The organism is Pseudomonas sp. T8 (genome assembly GCF_024610635.1).
GTDB lineage: Bacteria > Pseudomonadota > Gammaproteobacteria > Pseudomonadales > Pseudomonadaceae > Aquipseudomonas > Aquipseudomonas chlororaphis_I.
The window spans coordinates 3989370-4009403 of sequence record NZ_CP102374.1 but is presented as its reverse complement, the minus strand read 5'-3'; the positions used below and the strand labels follow the sequence as shown (position 1 = coordinate 4009403).

The window sequence follows — 20034 nt, the reverse complement described above, 5'->3', positions numbered from 1 at the left end:
TATGGCGTAAACAACATCGACCAGCAGAGCTGGCCGATGTTGGTGTAACGGTCGGCCGGACTTAGCCCGCGACCGGGGAACGCCAGTCGTCGGAACCGGAAGTACCGGAGACTTCGTGGGTCCAGGTGATTTTGCGGTAGGTGAAGTGCACGTCTTCCAGGTGGGTGAAGTGCGAGTTCGATGGGTCCTGGCAGTTGTGCATGTAGTCTTTGATGTCGACGATGATCGCGTCTTCCAGGGTGGTGGTGTAGTAGTGCTCCTGGGTGCCGGCAGCGGAGGTGCGGTACCACTGGATTTCGATCTTGGTCAGACGCTCACCGGAAGTCAGGGCAGCCAGCAGCAGTGGCGAAGCCTTGTCGAATACCTTGGTGATGACCACTGGTTTGTGCACGCGCTGGCCGGTTGGCTGGCCGGACTGCGGGTCACGCGGGATGATCACTTCGTGCTGGAAGCCCTGAACCATGACCTGGTCTTCGTGGCCTTCCTGGTAGGTGTTGCCAACGGAGTCAGCGGTGAAGGCACCGGCGGTGATCAGGCCTTGTTTGGTGCCAGTGATGGACATATACGCTGGTGTAGCCATGGATGCTCTCCTTGCTAAAAAATAAAGGTGCCCGGTGGGACGGATCGCCCGGTTGGGTGCCGAGGTAGATATCAAGGAGCGTGCCAGGAGCGGGAAGCGCCTTATGGATCAAGGGCTTCAGGTGATTTTGGAGATCGGTGAAAGTATTTCCCGGGCGAAAGCCGCTGAAAGTGCGCAACTTCTTGCGCAGTGCTGTGCAAGAAGTTGCGCACTCGGCTGTATGGCACGGTTTATAAAGCCCTTGAGCATCTGCTCACAGAGTTATCCACAGCCAGGTGCGCAAGAAGTTGCGCATGATGGCCAAGGGCCTTGTCAGGCGGAGGTCGAGGTGCTTCCCGTGGGTATCGCTTGTGGCGTCACGCTTGTCGACGGCGACTCGCGGTAGCTGGAGGGGCTGAATACCCGGGTCAGCACCAGCATGGCCAGCACGGTCAGGATCAGTACCCACCAGGCGCTGATGAAGCTGCCGGTGAGTTCCCGCAGCCAGCCGGTCAGCCACGGCGACACAGCGTTGATCAGGAACCCCACCCCTTGCACGAAGGCCGCCAGTTGCCCGGCTTCCCGGGGATCGCGACGGTGGTCGAGGGTGAGGATCAGGCTCAGCGCGAAGCAGGCGCCGAGGCCGAAGCCGATCAGCGCCACCCACAGCTGCGGGGCCTGCAGCGGCCACAACAGCAGGCCGCCGAAGCCCAGGGCCTGGGCGCTCAGGCTGATGGCGAGCAGTGGCCGGCGGTCGCTCTGGCGCTGCGCCAGGGCGGGCATCAACAGCGCGGCAATGACCTGGAAGATGGTCATGAACGCCAGCAGCGAGCCGCTCTGGGTCGCGCTCCAGCCCAGTTGCAGGTAATAGGCCGGCAGCCAGGCGACCATGCTCATGTAGCCGCAGTTGATCAGGCCGAAGTACAGCGCCAGCAACCAGGCCCGGCGGTTGCGCCACAGGTTGATGGAGGGGGCGTTGAGGCGCTGCCCTGGCCCGACGAAAGGCAGCAGCCACCACAGCAGCAGGGCCGCCAGCGCCGGTAGCAACCACACGCCGAGCCCGGCCTGCCAATGGGCGAAGTGCGTGGCGACATGCGGGCTGAGCAGCGCCGCGAGGCCGCCACCGCCCATCAGCGAAGCCGAATAGATGCCCATGGCCAAGGCCACCCGCTGCTGGAACTGGCGCTTGATCAGCGCCGGCACCAGCGCCTGGATCAAGGCCACGCCGGCACCGCCGAGCAGGGCGGTGGCGAGCAGCGCGCCGGCCTGGTCGCAGAGCAACCGCGCCAGGCAGGCGCAGAGGATCATCAACAGGCCGAGGGCGACCCCGCGCCGTTCTCCCAGGCGGGCTTCCAGGCGCACCCCGAGCAAGGCCACCAGGCCCATGCAGACCACCGGCAGGCTGGTGAGCCAGGCACTGCTCTGGAAGCTCATGCCGGTGGCGCCACGAATCTCCATCAGCAGTGGGCTGATGGAGCTGATGATCGGCCGCAGGTTGAGCCCCAGGGCGATCAACAGGGCCCAGCCGCCGAGGCGACGCAGGCGCGACTCAGCGAACGGCATGGCGGGCCTGCCAGGCGCGGTAGATCGCGTTCATCGCCGCTTGCGGCAGGTGTTGCACTGGCAAGCGCTGGTCCGCCAGGGGCTGGGCCAGTTGTTCATAGATCGCCGCCGTGGACAGGCCGAAGGGCGCGGCGCTGGCGTTGTCCGCGGCGAACACCGCGCGCGCCACACCGCACAGGTACATGGCGCTCAAACACATGGGGCAGGGCTGGCCGCTGGCATAGATCACGCAGCCGTCCAGGCGCGGGCCGAGCCGCTGGCTGGCGACCCGGATGGCCAACAGTTCGGCGTGGGCGGTGGGGTCCTGGCTCAGGTGGATCTGATTGACCGTCTCGGCCAGCACCTGGCCGTCGCGCACCAGCACCGCGCCAAACGGCCGGCCGCCGGCCGCGACGTTTTGCCGGGCCAGTTCGACGGCGCGTTGCAGGTAATCCTGATCGTCTTTCATGGGGGCTCCTTAAGGCACAAATCAGGACGCGCCAGCGTCCCGCAGCAGTTTGGCGATGGTGGTCTGGCCGCGTTTTTCCGCCTGTTGCAGAGGGCTCAGGCCATCGTTGTCCGGCAGGTTCAGGTCGGCGCCGGCGGCGATCAGCTGGGCGACAATCTGTTGGTGTGCCGGGCCGCCATCGGCCAGCACTATGGCTTCCATCAGGCAGGTCCAGCCCAGGCGATTGACGTGGTCGAGGTCGACGCCGGCCTCGATCAGCAGGCGCACGGTGTCGACATGCCCACGCTCGCAGGCCGGAATCAGCGCGGTACCGCCGTAGCGGTTGGTGCTTTTCAGGTCGGCGCCGTGGGCCAGGGTCAGTTGCAGGATCGCGGTGTGCCCACTGGCGCCGGCCAGCAGGTAAGGGCTGTCGTGGATCAGGTTCTTCTGGTTGACGTCGGCGCCGGCCTCGATCAGCGCCCGGGCGATCTCGACCTGGTTGGCGGCGGTGGCCAGCAGCAACGGGCTGCTGCCATCCAGGCCGCGCACATTGACGTCCGCGCCTTGCCGAAGCAGCGCCTGGACCTTGGGCAACTGCCCGTCGCGGACTGCCTCGAGCAGCTGGTTATCCTTTGCCATCACCACCCCCACCACGAACAGACAGATCGCCAGGACAGCGTGTTTGCAAGACAGGTAACGCATGGCGTCAGGCTCCCTGTGCAGTCAATGAACGCCGAGTATGGTCAGGCCCTGATGTATTCTGAAATTAAATATAACCATGCCAATCAGTGGCATTCAGAATGGTGCTGCCATGTTCGATCCTGTGCTGCTGCGCAGCTTTGTCGCTGTCGTTGACTGCGCCAACTTCACCCGCGCCGCCGAGCGCCTGCACCTCACCCAGTCCACCGTCAGCCAGCAGGTGCGGCGGCTGGAGGAGAGCCTGGACTGCCAGTTGCTCGATCGCGACCAGCGTCGGGTGGTGGCCACCGCCGAGGGCGAGCGTCTGCTGGGCTATGCGCGGCGCATCCTGGCCCTCAACGAAGAGGCCAGCGATGTCTTGCTGCACCAGCAGAGCGAAGGTGTGCTGCGCCTCGGGGTGCCGGAAGACTTCGCCGCCGAGCGGTTGATGCCGTTGTTGTCGCGCTTCGGCCAGGACCATCCCGGCGTGCGCCTGGAGGTCACCAGCGGGCTGGGCCCGGAATTGACCCGCCTCTATCGGCGTGGCGAATTCGATCTGTTGCTGGTCAAGCAGATGGGTGCCAGCGACGACTGCCTGGGGTCCTGGCCGGAACCCCTGTGCTGGGTCGACAGCCGCGCCACCCCGGCCTTCGGCCGCGATCCGTTGCCGCTGGTGGCCTTCCCGGTGGGTGGGCTGTATCGCCATGAAATGCTTCATCACCTCGAAGTCGGCGGTTGGCGCTGGCGCATCGGTTACTCCAGCGCCAGCCTGGCCAGCGTCTGCTCGGCGGTGGCCGCAGGCTTGGGCATCAGCCTGCTGCCGGTGCGGGTGGTGGCCGCCGGGCACCGCGTGCTCGATGCAGCCAGCGGCTTGCCGGACATCCAGGGCGTGTGCCTGGCGCTGTACGGCCGCAGCGGCTTGAGCCGCGCTGGCAAGGCCTTGGAGAGCCAGTTGCTGGCGTTGTGCGAGAGCCAGGCGCTGAAGGTATGAACAACCCTGTCCAGGGTTCGCTTGAGCAGGCGCCTCTTGATTCGCTTTACCGGGGGCGCCTGATCCCTTGATCGACGTTCGGTCGGTCCCTTTTATTTCGCCACTGCTGTCGCTTCACCCCGGTTTTGCCGTGGCGATGCAATGCCCTTGGCGAATATTTTCAATGCTCGAAAAGCATGGCTTTTTGACTCCTTCCCTGCAGCCCTTGATCCGCGCGGCCTGGCGCGAGATGACGGCTTTAAATATGCGATTTTGATCTATCCATAACTTTAAAGATTACTTTCGGAGATAAGTGTCTGGCGCCAATCATTCAGCCCTCGACGCTGCTCCGGGGGAGTTCGCAGGTGTGGGTCGGGCTATTCGCAAAAGACTGTAGGGAGTTAATCAATGGGCAATGTCCAGACCGCCGCCAGTGCACACGAGGTGCTGTGGCGCCAGGCGCCGAGCGGCGATTTGGTCGACCTCGGCCGGCCGCACCGCTTGCCGTTGGGCCAGTTGCGTCTGCAGAAGGCACCCAAGGCCGGGCTGCGGCGCCGCGAGGCGATTGCGCTCGGGGTGATCGCCCTGGTCTTGCACGGTGCGGTGATCTACTGGATCAGTCAGAAGCCGACCCCGGTATTGCCGATCGTGCCGCCGGAAATTCCACCGATGACCATCGAGTTTTCCCGGCCGGCGCCGCCGGTGGTCGAGCCGCCGCCACCGCAGACGGTACAACCGGTGGTGGAGCCACCACCGCCGGTGGAGGACGAACTGGCGGTCAAGCCGCCACCGCCCAAGCCGATTCCCAAGCCCAAGCCCAAGCCGAAACCGGTGCCCAAGCCTGAGCCCAAGCCTGAGCCCAAGCCGGTCCAGCAACAGCCTGCGCCGCCACAACCGGCCGCGCCTGTCGCCGCTCCGGCACCGCCCGCGCCACCGGCCCCGGCGCCCGTGACCCCGGCTTCGGCGAATGCCGCGTACCTGAAGAACCCGGCGCCGGAATATCCGTCGCTGGCCCAGCGTCGCGGTTGGGAAGGCACGGTGCTGTTGCGGGTGCATGTACTGGCCAGCGGCAAGCCCGGCGAGATCCAGATTCAGAAAAGCAGCGGTCGCCAGCAACTCGACGACGCGGCGTTATCGGCAGTCAAGCGCTGGAGCTTCGTGCCGGCCAAGCAGGGTGATGTCGCCCAGGACGGCTGGGTCAGCGTGCCCATCGATTTCAAGATTCATTGAGCCTGCGCCAGGCGCTATCGCGAGCACGCTCGCTCTTACAAGGGTTATACAGAGGGACACATCATGAGTTTATTGGCATCTCCACTCGAATCCATCGAAAGCGCGGTGATCTGGCTGCTGGTGGTGTTTTCCGTGGCTACCTGGGGCCTGGCCCTGCTCAAGGGCGCGCAGTTCGCCCGCCTCAAGGCCCAGGATCGCAAGTTCCACAAGCAGTTCTGGGCCGCCTCCAGCCTCGACTCGGCGGCCGAGCTCAGCGAAACCCAGCCCGGCGCCGCCGCTCGCGTGGCCCAGGCCGGCTACGCGGCGATCCAGGTCGGCGACACCGCGCACGCGGCGGACCTGAGCCAGGCGATCAATCATCAGGACCGCCTGGAGCGCGCCCTGCGCCAGCAGATCGTCCGTGAGCGGCGTTCGCTGGAAACCGGCTTGGCGGTGGTCGCGAGTATCGGCAGCACCTCGCCCTTCATCGGTTTGTTCGGCACCGTGTGGGGGATCATGGAAGCTCTGAAAGGCATCAGTGCGGCGGGCTCGGCGAGCCTGGAAACCGTGGCCGGGCCAATCGGCGCGGCGCTGGTCGCCACCGGCGTGGGGATCGCCGTCGCGGTACCGGCGGTGCTGGTTTACAACTACTTCCTGCGGCGCCTGAAGCTGACCGCCGCCGACCTGGATGACTTCGCCCATGACTTCTACAGCCTGGCGCAGAAGAGTTCGTTCCGTGTGCTGATCCACCCGACCGCGCACAAGGCCGCGGCCCAGGGCAGCGCACAGAAAGTGAAGGAGGCGTCCTGACATGGCCTTCTCGACCCAGGACAGTGATGAGGTGCTGAGCGAGATCAACGTCACGCCGCTGGTGGACGTGATGCTGGTACTGCTGGTGGTGTTCATCGTCACCGCGCCGCTGCTGACCAACGCGATTCCGATCAACCTGCCCAAGACCGAGGCCGTGGCCCCGGTGGAGCAGAAGGACCCGCTGGTGGTGAGCATCGACGGCGCCGGTAAACTCTTTATCAACAAGGACGAGATCCAGCCGGATCTTTTGGAAACCAATCTTCAGGTGGCCAAGGCCAAGGACCCGGAAGTGCGCGTGCAGTTGCAGGCGGACGACGGCGTCAACTACGGCGAAGTGGCCCGTGCCATGGCCTCCATCGAGCGTGCCGGTATCACCAAGCTGTCGGTGATCACCGCACGCTGACCCAGTGTTGTAAGCCACGACTTTTCAGGCCGTCTCCTTGGCAGGGTGCGGCCTTTTTTTTGCCTGCGATTTGGCCAGGCAAGGTTGCCTGGACGGACGCCATCGCGAGCAAGCTGCGCTCCTACAGGTTCGTGGCGCCCGCCGGCTTTTGTAGGAGCAGCCGGTCGACGCTCGATTGCCCGCGATGCAGGCCCCGCGGTCTGCCTGCCAGGCGCCTAGGGCTCGTACAGCCTGGGTACAGGTGACTCTTGATATTCTTTATAGGTCTTAATAAATAGCTTCTTATTCCTTAACGAATATAACTCTCGTCCCTATACTCGATCGGGAACAGACACGCAGGAGAGCTCCCCCATGCGCAACGAATCAATTCGCTACCTGATTGTGCCGGGCTGGCAAGGATCGCCAGAAGATCATTGGCAAAGCCACTGGCAGAACAGCCTGCCAAACAGTGCGCGGGTGGAGCAGGCCGACTGGCTGACGCCCCGGCGCGAAGACTGGGTCGCGGCGCTGGCTGAGGCGATTGCCGCCGACAGCACGCCGGTGATCCTGATTGCCCACAGCCTGGGCTGCATCACCGTCGCGCACTGGGCCGCCCATGCGCCGGTCAGTGCCTTGCGCCAGGTGCGCGGTGCGTTGCTGGTGGCGCCGGCGGATGTCGAGCGTCCGGCCTGCGCGCCGGCGCTGCGCAATTTCGCGCCGATCCCCAGCGACCTGTTGCCGTTCCCGAGCCAGATTGTCAGCTCCGACAACGACAGTGCAATCAGCGCGCCGCGTGCCCTGGAACTGGCCCGCCACTGGGGCGCCGAGGCGGGGATCCTGTCCGGTGCCGGGCATATCAACGTCAAGTCCGGGCACCAGCGCTGGGAGCAGGGTTTCGCGTATCTCTACCGCCTGCAAAACCGCATGGAACAGCATTCCCTGCGCCGCGCCTGATTTTTTCTTTTTGTTAAACGCCCCCGCCTGCCAGCGGATTTGGGCGGGAGTCTGCCATGAGTCTGCATGAGTCTTTCGGTCAGCCGCTGCTGACCTTTCCCGATGCTGAAAAAAGTCCGTTGAGCATCCGCGCCAAGGCGCTGGTGTTCGTCGATCCCCGCTCGCGGCAGTTGCGCCAGGAGCTGGAACAGCTGGCGCCGCGGGCGATCTCGGTGTTGATCCGCGGTGAAACCGGCAGCGGCAAGGAACTGCTGGCCCGGCATATCCACCGCGCCAGCGACCGCAGCGGCCTGTTCGTCTCGGTCAACTGCGGGGCCATCAGCCCGACCTACGCCGACGCCGAACTGTTCGGTTATGCCGGCGGCGCCTTCAGCGGTTCGGCCAGCAGCCGCGCCGGCTGGTTCGGCTCGGCCAACGGCGGCACCCTGTACCTGGACGAGATCGGCGACTTGCCGCTGCCGATCCAGATCAAGCTGCTCTCGGCCCTGGAAAATCATGAGGTGACCCGGGTCGGCGCCCATCAGCCGAGCCCGGTGGATGTGCGCCTGGTGGCGGCCACCAGCATCGACCTGGCCCAGGCGGTGGCGGCGGGCAAGTTCCATGAGCGGCTGTATCACTACCTGGGCGAGGGCCACCTGGAGCTGCCGGCGCTGCGCGAGCGGGTCGGCGACATCCTGTCGTTGGCCGAGTATTTCCTCGGCATCTACAGCCAGCGCCTGGACCTGCCGGTGCCGCTGATCAGCGAAGCCGCCCAGCAGGTGCTGGAGCAGCACAGCTGGCCGGGCAACACTCGCGAGTTGGAGAACGTCATTCACTTTGCCCTGTTGGTCAGTAGTGGCGAGGAGATCCTGCCGGAGCACCTGAACCTGCCGCCGCAGCTGTCGCGGCTGGAGTTGGTGGACCAGCAATTGAAGGGCCTGATCGCGGACGGTTCCGCCGCCGAGTTGCAGGCGCTGAAGCACCTGCTCAAGCAACATGGCGTGATCTGAAGTCTCCTCCCATTCTGATCCGTGCAGCGGCCTGCTTTCTGTAGCCGCTGCCGCAGGCTGCGATAGGGCCGAAGGCCCTCTTGCGTCAACAAAATCGCCGCGACCGTTCCGGTCGATCGCAGCCTGCGGCAGCGGCTACAGGGGCTTGTGGAGTGCCCCGGGCGCGAGCTAGAGCGGTCCGATTCTGTATGAACAAAATGGAATATCAACGTGAATAAAAGATATTGTTAAGGCATAAAAAATCCCGGTATTGTCCGCTCCACGCCAGAGATAGCACTTCGCTGGCACCCTCATTACAAAAGCCGTCGTCACTGACGACTCATAAGGACACTGCATGAAAAAGGTTCTGTTGTTCACCGCACTGGCGGCTGCCCTGACTGCCGGTCTGGCCCAGGCTGGCGAGAAACTGGTAGTGGCGGCCACCCCTGTGCCGCACGCCGAGATCCTCGAGCTGATCAAGCCGACCCTGGCCAAGGAAGGTGTGGACCTGGAAATCAAAATCTTCACCGATTATGTGCAGCCGAACGTGCAGGTCGATCAGAAGCGTCTGGACGCCAACTACTTCCAGACCCTGCCGTACCTGAAGAGCTTCAACGAAGGCAAAGGCACTAACCTGGTGACCGTGATCGGCGTGCACGTCGAACCTTTCGGCGGCTACTCGAAGAAAGTCAAAACCCTGGCCGAGCTGAAAGACGGCGCGACCATCGCCATTCCGAACGAAGGCAGCAACAGCGGCCGCGCCCTGATCCTGCTGCAGAAGGCCGGCCTGATCGAACTCAAGGACCCGAAGAACGCCCTGGCGACCCCGAAAGACATCGCCAAGAACCCGCACAACTTCAAGTTCAAGGAACTGGAATCGGCCCTGCTGCCGCGCGTGCTGGACCAGGTCGACCTGGACATGATCAACACCAACTACGCCCTGGAAGCCGGCCTGAACCCGGCCAAGGATGCGCTGGTGATCGAGGGTGCCGATTCGCCGTACGTGAACTTCCTGGTGTCCCGCCCGGACAACAAGGACAGCGCCGCCATCCAGAAACTGGCCAAGGCCCTGACCAGCCCGCAAGTGAAGGAATTCATCGAGAAGAAATACAGCGGCGCAGTACTGCCGGCGTTCTGATGAACTACGCTTAAGTCGTACAAACCCCTTCAAGGTTTAAACGCCGATGGCTTCTACAGCGTCGGCGTTTTTTATTGCCCGCGTTACGCCCCCGCAAGAACAACCTCACCTCGCTTCTGTAGGAGCGAAGCTTGCTCGCGATCCAGGCGCTGCGGTGTATCAGTAAGGACGCAATCGCGGGCAATCAACGATGAAGGGATTTTGCTCAGGAAGGCTTCATGGCCCGGCACAACGCCTTCAGCCATTTGACGATGTCCTGCGGATCGAGGGGTTGCGGGGTATCGAGGTCGGTCATTGTTCTTATCGTCCTTGTACGTGTCTGGCCCGTTGAGGTCGGGTGCCGGTTGTCCGTTCCATGGAGGAGGATCAGAAAGATCCCTGACGGCGTCAGAAAAGTAGCCGGCCCAGACGCGCATGGCAAACCCCGCAGGTTAGTTTTTTGGGTGATATCAATATGCTTTAACGGTATTTAAATTATTGTTTTTATAGCTTTAAAGTCGACGCCTGCCGGGTGGTTTACCCACCGCCCAATGGACTGCACCACCGCCGCTGTACCCCAGTGGCGTCCAGGATTGCCATGACCCTCGACTACGCCTTTATCCTCAGTACGCTGCCGGCCTTCCTCAAGGCCGTGGGCGTGACCTTGCAGGTCGGCCTGATCGCCATCGCCACCTCCCTGCTGGTGGCCCTGATCAACGCCACGATCCTGGTGTTCCGCACCCCCTACCTGCAGCGCCTGATCGGGCTGTACGTGGAGCTGGCGCGCAACACCCCGCTGCTGATCCAGCTGTTCTTCGTCTACTTCGCCCTGCCGGCGCTGGGGCTGAAGATTTCCGGGTTCGCCGCGGCGATCATCACCATGACCTTTCTCGGCGGCGCCTACCTCACCGAGGTGCTGCGAGCCGGCGTCGAAGCGGTGCCGACGGCCCAGCTGGAGTCGGGCCGCTCCATCGGCCTGTCGCACTGGCAGCTGCTGCGCCATGTGATCCTGCCGCAAGCCGGGATCCTCAGCCTGCCGTCGCTGTTCGCCAACTTCATCTTCCTGCTCAAGGAGACCACTGTGGTCTCGGCGGTGGCGGTGCCGGAGATTCTCTACACCACCAAGAGCTACATCGCCCTCTACTACAAGACCTACGAAATGCTCGCCGTGCTCACGCTGATCTGCGTGCTGCTGTTCTTGCCGCTGTCGCTGTTGCTCAGCCGTCTGGAAAGGAGGTTGCAGCATGGCCAGTTCGGGTCTTGAACTGCTCTGGGTGTCCTTGCCGCAACTGGGCAAGGGCGCCGCGCAGACCCTGTCGATCTCCCTGCTGAGCATCGCCTTCAGCACCGTTGGCGGTGTGCTCTACGGCGTGCTGCGGACCCTCGACCACAAATGGTTGAACGCCGTGCTGCGCCTCTACCTGGAGTTGTTCCGGGCGATCCCGGTGCTGGTCTGGTTGTACCTGCTGTTTTTCGGTTTCCCGATCTTCTTCGGCATCAGCATCCCCAGCTTCACCTGCGCGGTGCTGGTGCTGTCGCTGTGGGGCGCCAGCGAAGTCGGCGAGGTGGTGCGTGGCGCCCTGCATTCGCTGCCCCGTGGCCAGCGCGAGGCGGGGCTGTCGATCGGCCTGTCCGACCCGCAACTGTACGGCTACGTGCTGCTGCCCCAGGCGCTGAAGCGCATGACGCCGCCGACCATCAACGTCTACACGCGGATCATCAAGACCAGCTCGCTGGCGGTGCTGATCGGCGTGGTGGACGTGATCAAGGTCGGCCAGCAGATCATCGAGCGCACCTACGAGTCGGTGCTGATCTACGGCGCCCTGTTCCTGTTTTTCTTCTTTATCTGCTACCCGCTGTCGGCCGCCTCGCGTGTGCTGGAGCGGCGCTGGACGCAAGCATGAGCGCACTGATCGAGTTCCAGGGTTTCAACAAGTTTTTCGGCGAGCAGCAGGTGCTCAAGGACATCGACCTCAAGGTCGCCCAGGGCGAAGTGGTGGTGATTCTCGGCCCCAGCGGCTGCGGCAAGTCCACCTTGCTGCGCTGCCTCAACGGCCTGGAAAAGGCCCACGGCGGCCACCTGAGATTCGCCGGCCGCGAACTGCTGGACAAGGCCACCGACTGGCGCCAGGTGCGCCAGGACATCGGCATGGTGTTCCAGAGTTATCACCTGTTCCCGCACATGAGCGTGCTCGACAACATCCTGCTCGGCCCGCTCAAGGTGCAGAAGCGCGACCGTCGCGAAGCCCGCGCCCAGGCCGAGGCGCTGCTGGAACGGGTGGGCCTTTCGGACAAGCGCGATGCCTTCCCGCGCCAGCTCTCCGGCGGCCAGCAGCAACGCATCGCCATCGTCCGTTCGTTGTGCATGAACCCGCAGGTGATGCTGTTCGACGAGGTCACCGCGGCGCTGGACCCGGAGATGGTCAAGGAAGTGCTGCAAGTGATCCAGGGCCTGGCCCGGGACGGCATGACCCTGCTGATCGTCACCCACGAAATGGCCTTCGCCCGCGCGGTGGCCGACCGCATCGTGTTCATGGATGCCGGGCGCATCCTCGAACAGCACCCTCCCGAGACCTTCTTTACGAACCCGCGGACCGCACGAGCGCAGCAGTTCCTGGAGAAATTCTCCTTCGTTGAAGCATTGCCAAAAAAAGCACCTACAAAGGAACTGGAGCTCTTATGAAAACTGCCAAGTCTTCGCTACTGCTACTCCCGCTGTTCGGCCTCGCGCTGCTGGCCGGCTGCGATAAAACCACCGAGGCGCCCAAGCCTGCAGCCAGCGCCAGCGCTGCCCCGGCGACCGGTTACCTGGACAAGATCAAGGCCCGCGACAAGCTGATCGTCGGCGTATTCACCGACAAGCCGCCGTTCGGTTTCGTCGATGAGACTGGCCGTTACGTGGGCTTCGATACCGATATCGGGCGACAATTCGCCAAGGACCTGCTGGGCGACGAGAACAAGGTGGAGTTCGTCGCGGTGGAGCCGGCCAGCCGCATTCCGTTCCTGCAGAGCGACAAGGTCGACCTGATCCTGGCCAACATGACCGTCACCCCGGAGCGCAAGGAAGCGGTGGAGTTCACCAACCCCAACCTCAAGGTCGCGGTGCAGGCCCTGGTGCCTAATGGCAGCGAAGTGAAAAACCTGGATGACCTGGCGAGTCGCACCACCATCGTCACCACCGGCACCACCGCCGATATCTGGCTGACCAAGAACCACCCGGACTGGAAACTGCTGAAGTTCGAGAAGAACTCCGAGTCCCTGCAAGCCCTGGCCAACGGCCGCGGCGATGCCTATGCCCAGGACAACCTGATCCTGTTCAGCTGGTCCAAGCAGAACCCGGGCTACCGCGTACTGCCGCAGACCCTGGGGGAACAGGCACCAATCGCGCCGGCGGTGAAGAAGGGCAATATCGAGTTGCGTGACTGGGTCAACGCCGAGCTGGCCAAGCTGGGCGAGGACAAGTACCTGCTCAAGCTCTACGACCAGTACGTGCGCAAGGAACTGAGCGACGACACCCAGCCGGAAAGCGTGATTGTCGAAGGGGGCAAGTGGCAGGGGTGATTCGGCCTGAACGATCGAGGTGTTCTTAAGTACGCCATCGCGGGCAAGCTCCGCTCCTACAGAAGCATGTGCAATCTTCTTCTGTAGGAGCGAGGCTTGCCCGCGATGCTTTTGAGGCCGCTCAGTCCGGCCAATACCACGCCGGTTCATCGAGCATCCCTTGGCCGACGATTTCGGTCTGGCCGAAATTCTTCTCCAGCACGATGGCGTTGCATTGCGGGTCCTGCTGCAACGCCGCGATCAGCCGGCTGGCATGGGACACCACCCACACCTGGCACTGCTGCGAAGCCCGGATGATCAGGCGCGCCAAGGCCGGCAGCAGGTCCGGGTGCAGGCTGGTTTCCGGTTCGTTGAGCACCATCAAGGTCGGTGGCCGTGGCGTCAGCAGGGCGGCGACCAGCAGCAGGTAACGCAGGGTACCGTCCGACAGCTCCGCCGCCGACAGCGGCCGCAGCAAACCGTCCTGATGAAACTGCACGCCGAACAGCCCGCCCGGCACCGCATCGATCTCCAGCCGCGACCCGGGAAAGGCATCGCTGATGGTCTCGTGCAGCGCCTGCTGATCGCCGACCTCGATGATGGTCTGCAACGCCGCCGCCAGGTCACGGCCGTCGTGGTGCAGCACTGGCGTGCGGGTGCCCAGTTGCGGCCGGCGCGCGGGGGCCTGGCTGTCGGTGCGAAAGTGATCGTAGAAACGCCAGCCACGGATCTGCTCGCGCAGATGCAGGACTTCGGGCGACGAACGCAGGTTGCCGACCTGGTCGAACAGGCTGTCGCCGCTGGAGGTGTGCTGCGCCAGCACCTCCCATTGCCGCCCCTCGCGGGCCCGCACCATCGGCCCCTGGCGATCCACCAGCACACTGGCCGGGCGATACACCGGCCCGCTCCAGATGCTCTCGCGCTTGATCCGCGGGTCGAGGGTGAAGCGCGACGGAATCGGCGTGCTGTGCCCGGGCAGCATGAAATGGCCGCTCGAGTCCGGCAGCCCCAGGCCGATCGAGTAACCGAAGTCCTCGCCGGCAAAGCCCAGTTGCAGGCGCTTGACGGTTTTCCGTGGTCCGCCCTGGATCGCCACCTCGCCACGGCTCATGCGCCGGCTGATCTGTTCCGGCCCGGCCCAGAAGGTCGACTCCAGGCCGCCTTCGCTGGCCAGCGCGTTGACCACCCCGCCCTGGGCGGTTTCCGCCAGCAGGCGCAGGGCCTTGTACAGGTTGGACTTGCCGCTGCCGTTGGGACCGGTGATCAGGTTCAGCCGCTCCAGCGGAATCACCAGTTTGTTGATCGAGCGGTAATTGGCCACTGCCAGGGTCTTGAGCATCCCGGGGCTCCTTGTGCATGAAGGCGCAGTGTGCCTGATTTTCCCCCTGGCCATCGCCCCTGCTGACCGCCCTTGTAGGAGCGAGCTTGCTCGCGATCAGGTTCGCAGAACCTGAAACTCCGCGCGTCACGACGCCCTCGTTGTTCAGCCGATCAGACATTACGCATTTGTTCCGCAGCCCGCGTGCAGCGGTTGAACCCTGTTCTAAGCTCACAGTCGTATCGTCACCTGTACGATTGCATCGCGTGAAGGAGCCTGCATGGCTGGTCTCGAATCGAAGTGGATAGTGGGTTTGACGCTGGCGGCACTACTGAGCGGTTGTGGTGCGGAGAAACCGACCGAAAAGGAGCGGCCGCGGGTGCGCGTGCAGCAGGTGCAGACCCGCGATTTCGCCGCGCAAGTGACCCTGACCGGCGATGTGCAGGCGCGGGTGCAGACCGAGTTGTCATTCCGCGTCGGCGGCAAGATCATCCAGCGCCTGGTGGATGTCGGCGATCGGGTCACGGCCAGGCAGGTACTGGCCCGGCTCGACCCGAAAGACCTGCAGACCAATGTCGATTCCGCCGCCGCCTCGGTGTTCGCCGAGCAGGCGCGGGTCAAGCAGACCAGCGCGGCCTTCGTCCGCCAGCAGAAGCTCCTGCCCAAGGGCTACACCAGCCAGAGCGAATACGATGCCGCCCAGGCGGCGCTGCGCAGCAGCCAGAGCGCCCTGAGCGCGGCCCAGGCGCAGTTGGCCAACGCCCGTGAGCAACTGAGCTATACCGCGCTGATCGCCGACGCGCCGGGGGTGATCACCGCGCGCCAGGCCGAGGTCGGCCAGGTGGTGCAGGCCACGGTGCCGATTTACAGCCTGGCCCGCGACGGCGAGCGCGACGCCGTGTTCAACGTCTACGAGGCGTTGCTGGTGGCCCCGCCGGAGGATGGCGTGATCAACGTCAGCCTGCTGGACAACCCGAATATCAAGACCACTGGCAGGGTGCGGGAAGTTACCCCGGTGGTGTCGGCGCAAAGCGGCACGGTGCAGGTCAAGGTGGCCCTCGACGGCTTGCCGGCGGGCATGGACCTGGGCTCGGTGGTCGGCGCCAGTGCCCATGTGCCCGGCAAGGCCAGTGTCGAGCTGCCCTGGGCGGCGCTGACCAAGAACCTCAACGAACCGGCCGTGTGGCTGGTGGGCGAGGACGGCAAGACCACCCTGCACACCGTCACGGTGGGGCGCTACCAGACCGGCAAGGTGATCATCAGCGACGGCCTCGAGGGCGGCGAAAAAGTGGTGATCGCCGGCGGCCAGTTGCTGCACCCGGGGATGCTCGTCGAGATCGTTCCCGAGACCGGTGCCCAAGGAGCCCAGCCATGAAGCGCCTGTCCCTGCTGTTGTGCGCCGGCCTGGTGCTGGGCGCCTGTTCCAAGGAAGAACCGGCGCCCGAGCCGGTGCGCCCGGTGCTGTCGTTCGAGGTGCGCGCCGAGTCCGAGGAAAGCCTCGGGCGGTTCGCCGGCAGCATCCAGGCCCGCTATGAAACCAACCTCGGCTTCCGGGTGCCGGGGCGCATCGCCAATCGCAACGTCGATGTCGGTGCCGAGGTGGGCAAGGGCGCCTTGCTCGCCACCCTCGACCCCACCGATCAGCAGAACCAGTTGCGTTCCGCCCAGGGCGACCTGGCCCGGGTCGAGGCGCAATGGATCAATGCCCAGGCCAATGCCCGGCGCCAGCAGCAATTGTTCGACCGCGGCGTCGGCGCCCAGGCGCAGCTGGATATCGCCCAGACCGACCTGAAGACCACCCGCGCCTCCCTGGATCAGGCCAGGGCCGCGGTCAGCCAGGCCCGCGACCAGCTCGCCTACAGCGAGCTGCGCACCGACCACGGCGGCGTGGTCACCGCCTGGATGGCCGAGGCCGGCCAGGTGGTCAGCGCCGGCCAGCAGGTGGTGACCCTGGCTCGCCCGGATATCAAGGAGGCGGTGATCGACCTGCCGGCGAGCCTGGTGGACCAGTTGCCGGCCGACGTGGTGTTCAAGGTCGCCTTGCAGCTGGACCCGAGCGTCAACACCACCGCTGTGGTGCGCGAGATCGAGCCCCAGGCGCAGAGCGCCACCCGAACCCGGCGTTCGCGCCTGACCCTGGCGCAAACCCCGCCCACCTTCCGCCTCGGCACGGCCATCAGCGTGACCCTCAGCTCCGCCATCGTTCCGCGCACCGAGGTGCCGTTGTCGGCCTTGCAGGAGGTGGACGGCCAGACCCGGGTCTGGATCGTCGACCCGCAGGCACGCACCGTGGCGCCGCGGGAGGTCACGGTGCTCAGCCGCGACCATGATTCGGCGTTGATCGGCAGCGGGATCAAGATCGGCGAGCGGGTGGTGAGCGCCGGTGTGAACAGCCTCAAACCGGGGCAGAAAGTCAAAATCGACGAGGACAGCCCACGATGACGCCGGCCACCAAAGGAAGCTTCAATTTATCCGAGTGGGCCATCAAGCATCAGTCGTTCGTCTGGTACCTGATGTTCGTCGCGCTGCTGATGGGCGTGTTCTCCTACATGAACCTGGGGCGCGAGGAAGACCCGTCCTTCACCATCAAGACCATGGTCATCCAGACCCGCTGGCCGGGCGCGACCCAGGAGGAAACCCTCAAGCAGGTCACCGACCGCATCGAGAAAAAACTCGAAGAACTGGACTCTCTCGACTACGTGAAAAGCTACACCCGCCCCGGCGAATCGACGGTCTTCGTCAACCTGCGCGACACCACCAGCGGCAAGGACATTCCCGAGATCTGGTACCAGGTGCGCAAGAAGATCAACGACATTCGCGGCGACTTCCCCCAGGGCCTGCAAGGGCCGGGGTTCAACGACGAGTTCGGCGATGTGTTCGGTTCGGTCTACGCCTTTACCGCCGACGGCCTGAGCATGCGCCAGCTGCGCGACTACGTGGAGCAGGTGCGCGCCGAGATCCGTGAAGTGCCGAACCTGGGCAAAGTGGAAATGGTCGGCGAGCAGGACGAAGTCATCTACCTGAACTTCTCCACACGCAAGCTGGCGGCGCTGGGCATCGACCAGCGCCAGGTCCTGCAGAGCCTGCAAGCGCAGAATGCGGTGACTCCAGCCGGGGTGATCGAAGCCGGGCCGGAGCGGATTTCCGTGCGCACCTCGGGGCAGTTCGCCTCGGAGAAAGACCTGGCCACGGTCAACCTGCGGCTCAACGAGCGCTTCTATCGCCTGGCGGATATCGCCGAGATCAGCCGCGGCTACGTCGACCCTTCGACGCCGCAGTTTCGCTACAACGGCCAGCCGGCCATCGGCCTGGCGATCGCCATGAAGAAGGGCGGCAACATCCAGGACTTCGGCAAGGCCCTGCACGCCAAGATGAACCAGCTCACCGCCGAGCTGCCGGTGGGCGTAGGCGTACACACGGTGTCGGACCAGGCCGAGGTGGTGGAAAAAGCCGTCGGCGGCTTTACCAGCGCACTGTTCGAGGCGGTGGTGATCGTGCTGGTGGTGAGTTTCGTCAGCCTGGGCGTGCGCGCCGGGCTGGTGGTGGCGTGCTCGATCCCGCTGGTGCTGGCGATGGTCTTCGTCTTCATGGAATACAGCGGCATCACCATGCAGCGGATTTCCCTCGGTGCATTGATCATCGCCCTGGGCCTGTTGGTGGACGACGCGATGATCACCGTGGAGATGATGGTCACGCGCCTGGAGATGGGCGAGACCAAGGAGCAGGCGGCGACCTTCGCCTACACCTCCACGGCCTTCCCGATGCTCACCGGGACCCTGGTGACGGTCGCCGGCTTCGTGCCCATCGGCCTCAACGCCAGCTCCGCCGGCGAGTACACCTTCACCCTGTTCGCGGTGATCGCCGTGGCCATGCTGGTGTCCTGGATAGTCGCCGTGCTGTTCGCCCCGGTGATCGGCGTGCATATCCTCAGCACCAACGTGAAGCCCCACTCCGAGGAGCCGGGGCGCATCGGCCGCGCCTTCAACGGCGGCCTGCTGTGGGCCATGCGCAACCGCTGGTGGGCCATCGGCATCACCGTCCTGGTGTTCGTGCTGTCGGTGGTCGGCATGCGCTTCGTGCAGAACCAGTTCTTCCCGTCCTCGGACCGGCCGGAGATTCTCGTCGACCTCAACCTGCCGCAGAACGCCTCGATCGCCGAGACCCGCATGGCGGTGGATCGCCTGGAGGCGACCCTCAAGGACGACCCGGACATCCTGCGCTGGAGCACCTATATCGGCGAAGGTGCGATCCGTTTCTACCTGCCGCTGGACCAGCAACTGCAGAACCCCTACTACGCGCAGTTGGTGATTGTCAGCAAGGGCCTGGAGTCGCGCACGGCGTTGACCGAGCGCCTGAAAAAACGCCTGCGCGACGACTTCGTCGGCATCGGCAGCTACGTCCAGGCCCTGGAAATGGGCCCGCCGGTGGGGCGACCGATCCAGTACCGGGTCAGCGGCAAGGACATCGACCAGGTGCGCAAGCACGCCATCGAGCTGGCCACCGAACTGGACAAGAACTCGCACATCGGCGAGATCATCTACGACTGGAACGAGCCGGGCAAAGTGCTGCGCATCGACATCGCCCAGGACAAGGCCCGCCAGCTGGGGTTGTCTTCGGAGGACGTGGCGCAGCTGATGAACAGCATCGTCAGTGGCTCCACCGTGACCCAGGTGCATGACGACATCTACCTGATCAACGTGGTCGGCCGGGCCGACGACAGCGAGCGCGGCTCCCCGGAAACCCTGCAGAACCTGCAGATCGTCAACCCCAACGGCACCTCGATTCCGCTGCTGGCCTTCGCCACCGTGCGTTACGAACTGGAGCAGCCGCTGGTCTGGCGGCGCGACCGCAAGCCGACCATCACCATCAAGGCCTCGGTGCGTGATGAGATCCAGCCGACCGACCTGGTCAGGCTGCTCAAGCCGGATATCGACAAGTTCGCCGCCAGCCTGCCGGCCGGTTACTCGGTGGCCACCGGCGGTACGGTGGAGGAAAGCGGCAAGGCCCAGGGGCCGATCGCCAAGGTGGTGCCGTTGATGCTGTTCCTCATGGCGACCTTCCTGATGATCCAGCTGCACAGCGTGCAGAAGCTGTTCCTGGTGGCCAGCGTCGCGCCGCTGGGGCTGATCGGCGTGGTCCTGGCGCTGGTGCCGACGGGCACGCCCATGGGCTTTGTGGCGATCCTCGGGATTCTCGCGCTGATCGGCATCATCATCCGCAACTCGGTGATCCTGGTGACCCAGATCGACGAGTTCGAGCGCGCCGGTCATTCATCCTGGGATGCGGTGGTGCAGGCCACCGAGCACCGTCGCCGGCCGATCCTGCTGACCGCCGCGGCGGCCAGCCTGGGCATGATCCCCATCGCCCGGGAAGTGTTCTGGGGGCCGATGGCCTACGCCATGATCGGCGGCATCATCGTCGCCACCCTGCTGACACTGCTGTTCCTGCCGGCGCTGTATGTGGCCTGGTACAAGATCAAGGAGCCGAAGAACACCACGGCCTGAGATCGTGCTCCGTCCGACAGAACGCCATCGCGAGC

19 protein-coding genes are annotated in these 20034 nt (G+C 64.5%); 14 read left to right on the top strand and 5 right to left on the bottom strand.

Annotation, left to right across the window (positions count from 1 at the left end):
- Positions 1–61 precede the first annotated feature (61 nt).
- The 4 genes from NRG23_RS18005 to NRG23_RS17990 all read right to left on the bottom strand — a co-directional run bounded on the left by NRG23_RS18005 (position 62) and on the right by NRG23_RS17990 (position 3251).
- Positions 62–580, bottom strand: coding sequence for an Hcp family type VI secretion system effector (locus NRG23_RS18005; protein ID WP_007925756.1), 519 nt, complete (start codon positions 578–580; stop codon positions 62–64).
- A gap of 312 nt (positions 581–892) precedes the next feature.
- Entirely contained in the window at positions 893–2122 is a 1230-nt protein-coding gene (locus NRG23_RS18000; RefSeq protein ID WP_257371511.1) for a CynX/NimT family MFS transporter, read from the bottom strand.
- Entirely contained in the window at positions 2109–2570 is a 462-nt protein-coding gene (locus NRG23_RS17995; RefSeq protein WP_257371509.1) for a nucleoside deaminase, read from the bottom strand. The genes NRG23_RS18000 and NRG23_RS17995 overlap by 14 nt, the downstream gene beginning before the upstream one ends.
- 21 nt (positions 2571–2591) lie before the next feature.
- The gene (locus NRG23_RS17990; RefSeq protein WP_041985352.1) at positions 2592–3251 is read right to left on the bottom strand and encodes an ankyrin repeat domain-containing protein; all 660 of its coding nucleotides are present in this window, start codon (positions 3249–3251) and stop codon (positions 2592–2594) included.
- A gap of 109 nt (positions 3252–3360) precedes the next feature.
- On the opposite strand from NRG23_RS17990, the gene NRG23_RS17985 reads away from it, so the two are divergent.
- The 11 genes from NRG23_RS17985 to NRG23_RS17935 all read left to right on the top strand — a co-directional run bounded on the left by NRG23_RS17985 (position 3361) and on the right by NRG23_RS17935 (position 13198).
- On the top strand, positions 3361–4218 hold the full coding sequence (locus NRG23_RS17985; RefSeq protein ID WP_103331272.1) for a LysR family transcriptional regulator: 858 nt from the start codon (positions 3361–3363) through the stop codon (positions 4216–4218).
- 387 nt (positions 4219–4605) lie between these two features.
- Positions 4606–5427: an energy transducer TonB gene (locus tag NRG23_RS17980; protein WP_257371508.1), complete on the top strand. Its 822-nt coding sequence runs from the start codon at positions 4606–4608 to the stop codon at positions 5425–5427.
- Between the two features lie 63 nt (positions 5428–5490).
- Positions 5491–6216, top strand: a complete 726-nt coding sequence (locus NRG23_RS17975; protein WP_009046420.1) for a MotA/TolQ/ExbB proton channel family protein — start codon at positions 5491–5493, stop codon at positions 6214–6216.
- 1 nt (position 6217) lies between these two features.
- Positions 6218–6619 carry a biopolymer transporter ExbD gene (locus NRG23_RS17970; RefSeq protein WP_257371503.1) on the top strand — a complete coding sequence of 134 codons (402 nt, stop codon included), beginning with the start codon at positions 6218–6220 and terminating at the stop codon, positions 6617–6619.
- Positions 6620–6970: 351 nt separating this feature from the next.
- The gene (locus NRG23_RS17965; protein WP_009046421.1) at positions 6971–7552 is read left to right on the top strand and encodes an alpha/beta hydrolase; all 582 of its coding nucleotides are present in this window, start codon (positions 6971–6973) and stop codon (positions 7550–7552) included.
- A 56-nt stretch (positions 7553–7608) separates the two neighbouring features.
- Positions 7609–8541 (top strand): sigma 54-interacting transcriptional regulator, encoded by a 933-nt coding sequence (locus NRG23_RS17960; protein ID WP_016702536.1) that lies wholly within the window; start codon positions 7609–7611, stop codon positions 8539–8541.
- 334 nt (positions 8542–8875) lie between these two features.
- Complete coding sequence (locus NRG23_RS17955) at positions 8876–9658, top strand: MetQ/NlpA family ABC transporter substrate-binding protein (RefSeq protein ID WP_009046423.1); 783 nt, start codon at positions 8876–8878, stop codon at positions 9656–9658.
- A gap of 577 nt (positions 9659–10235) precedes the next feature.
- Positions 10236–10901, top strand: coding sequence for an amino acid ABC transporter permease (locus NRG23_RS17950; protein ID WP_009046424.1), 666 nt, complete (start codon positions 10236–10238; stop codon positions 10899–10901).
- Positions 10882–11541 carry an amino acid ABC transporter permease gene (locus tag NRG23_RS17945; RefSeq protein ID WP_038630355.1) on the top strand — a complete coding sequence of 220 codons (660 nt, stop codon included), beginning with the start codon at positions 10882–10884 and terminating at the stop codon, positions 11539–11541. Before NRG23_RS17950 ends, NRG23_RS17945 begins: the two co-directional genes overlap by 20 nt.
- Positions 11538–12320: an amino acid ABC transporter ATP-binding protein gene (locus tag NRG23_RS17940; protein ID WP_023969983.1), complete on the top strand. Its 783-nt coding sequence runs from the start codon at positions 11538–11540 to the stop codon at positions 12318–12320. The genes NRG23_RS17945 and NRG23_RS17940 overlap by 4 nt, the downstream gene beginning before the upstream one ends.
- On the top strand, positions 12317–13198 hold the full coding sequence (locus tag NRG23_RS17935) for a transporter substrate-binding domain-containing protein (RefSeq protein WP_016702540.1): 882 nt from the start codon (positions 12317–12319) through the stop codon (positions 13196–13198). Before NRG23_RS17940 ends, NRG23_RS17935 begins: the two co-directional genes overlap by 4 nt.
- Before the next feature lie 121 nt (positions 13199–13319).
- Here NRG23_RS17935 and NRG23_RS17930 read toward each other — a convergent pair whose 3' ends face one another.
- The gene (locus NRG23_RS17930) at positions 13320–14516 is read right to left on the bottom strand and encodes an AAA family ATPase (RefSeq protein ID WP_016702541.1); all 1197 of its coding nucleotides are present in this window, start codon (positions 14514–14516) and stop codon (positions 13320–13322) included.
- A gap of 259 nt (positions 14517–14775) precedes the next feature.
- Here NRG23_RS17930 and NRG23_RS17925 point away from each other — a divergent pair, with 259 nt between their 5' ends.
- From NRG23_RS17925 to NRG23_RS17915, 3 genes are read left to right on the top strand one after another with little or no spacing between them, the layout of a single operon-like run.
- On the top strand, positions 14776–15870 hold the full coding sequence (locus NRG23_RS17925; protein WP_009046429.1) for an efflux RND transporter periplasmic adaptor subunit: 1095 nt from the start codon (positions 14776–14778) through the stop codon (positions 15868–15870).
- Positions 15867–16937, top strand: a complete 1071-nt coding sequence (locus NRG23_RS17920; RefSeq protein WP_053268008.1) for an efflux RND transporter periplasmic adaptor subunit — start codon at positions 15867–15869, stop codon at positions 16935–16937. The genes NRG23_RS17925 and NRG23_RS17920 overlap by 4 nt, the downstream gene beginning before the upstream one ends.
- Positions 16934–19999: an efflux RND transporter permease subunit gene (locus tag NRG23_RS17915; protein WP_038630357.1), complete on the top strand. Its 3066-nt coding sequence runs from the start codon at positions 16934–16936 to the stop codon at positions 19997–19999. Before NRG23_RS17920 ends, NRG23_RS17915 begins: the two co-directional genes overlap by 4 nt.
- Positions 20000–20034 lie beyond the last annotated feature (35 nt).

Excerpts from the sequence above, each read along its gene's own strand:
- NRG23_RS18005 (WP_007925756.1), bottom strand. The coding sequence starts at position 580 with ATGGCTACACCAGCGTATATGTCCATCACTGGCACCAAACAAGGCCTG.
- NRG23_RS18000 (WP_257371511.1), bottom strand. The coding sequence starts at position 2,122 with ATGCCGTTCGCTGAGTCGCGCCTGCGTCGCCTCGGCGGCTGGGCCCTG.
- NRG23_RS17995 (WP_257371509.1), bottom strand. The coding sequence starts at position 2,570 with ATGAAAGACGATCAGGATTACCTGCAACGCGCCGTCGAACTGGCCCGG.
- NRG23_RS17990 (WP_041985352.1), bottom strand. The coding sequence starts at position 3,251 with ATGCGTTACCTGTCTTGCAAACACGCTGTCCTGGCGATCTGTCTGTTC.
- NRG23_RS17985 (WP_103331272.1), top strand. The coding sequence starts at position 3,361 with ATGTTCGATCCTGTGCTGCTGCGCAGCTTTGTCGCTGTCGTTGACTGC.
- NRG23_RS17980 (WP_257371508.1), top strand. The coding sequence starts at position 4,606 with ATGGGCAATGTCCAGACCGCCGCCAGTGCACACGAGGTGCTGTGGCGC.
- NRG23_RS17975 (WP_009046420.1), top strand. The coding sequence starts at position 5,491 with ATGAGTTTATTGGCATCTCCACTCGAATCCATCGAAAGCGCGGTGATC.
- NRG23_RS17970 (WP_257371503.1), top strand. The coding sequence starts at position 6,218 with ATGGCCTTCTCGACCCAGGACAGTGATGAGGTGCTGAGCGAGATCAAC.
- NRG23_RS17965 (WP_009046421.1), top strand. The coding sequence starts at position 6,971 with ATGCGCAACGAATCAATTCGCTACCTGATTGTGCCGGGCTGGCAAGGA.
- NRG23_RS17960 (WP_016702536.1), top strand. The coding sequence starts at position 7,609 with ATGAGTCTGCATGAGTCTTTCGGTCAGCCGCTGCTGACCTTTCCCGAT.
- NRG23_RS17955 (WP_009046423.1), top strand. The coding sequence starts at position 8,876 with ATGAAAAAGGTTCTGTTGTTCACCGCACTGGCGGCTGCCCTGACTGCC.
- NRG23_RS17950 (WP_009046424.1), top strand. The coding sequence starts at position 10,236 with ATGACCCTCGACTACGCCTTTATCCTCAGTACGCTGCCGGCCTTCCTC.
- NRG23_RS17945 (WP_038630355.1), top strand. The coding sequence starts at position 10,882 with ATGGCCAGTTCGGGTCTTGAACTGCTCTGGGTGTCCTTGCCGCAACTG.
- NRG23_RS17940 (WP_023969983.1), top strand. The coding sequence starts at position 11,538 with ATGAGCGCACTGATCGAGTTCCAGGGTTTCAACAAGTTTTTCGGCGAG.
- NRG23_RS17935 (WP_016702540.1), top strand. The coding sequence starts at position 12,317 with ATGAAAACTGCCAAGTCTTCGCTACTGCTACTCCCGCTGTTCGGCCTC.
- NRG23_RS17930 (WP_016702541.1), bottom strand. The coding sequence starts at position 14,516 with ATGCTCAAGACCCTGGCAGTGGCCAATTACCGCTCGATCAACAAACTG.
- NRG23_RS17925 (WP_009046429.1), top strand. The coding sequence starts at position 14,776 with ATGGCTGGTCTCGAATCGAAGTGGATAGTGGGTTTGACGCTGGCGGCA.
- NRG23_RS17920 (WP_053268008.1), top strand. The coding sequence starts at position 15,867 with ATGAAGCGCCTGTCCCTGCTGTTGTGCGCCGGCCTGGTGCTGGGCGCC.
- NRG23_RS17915 (WP_038630357.1), top strand. The coding sequence starts at position 16,934 with ATGACGCCGGCCACCAAAGGAAGCTTCAATTTATCCGAGTGGGCCATC.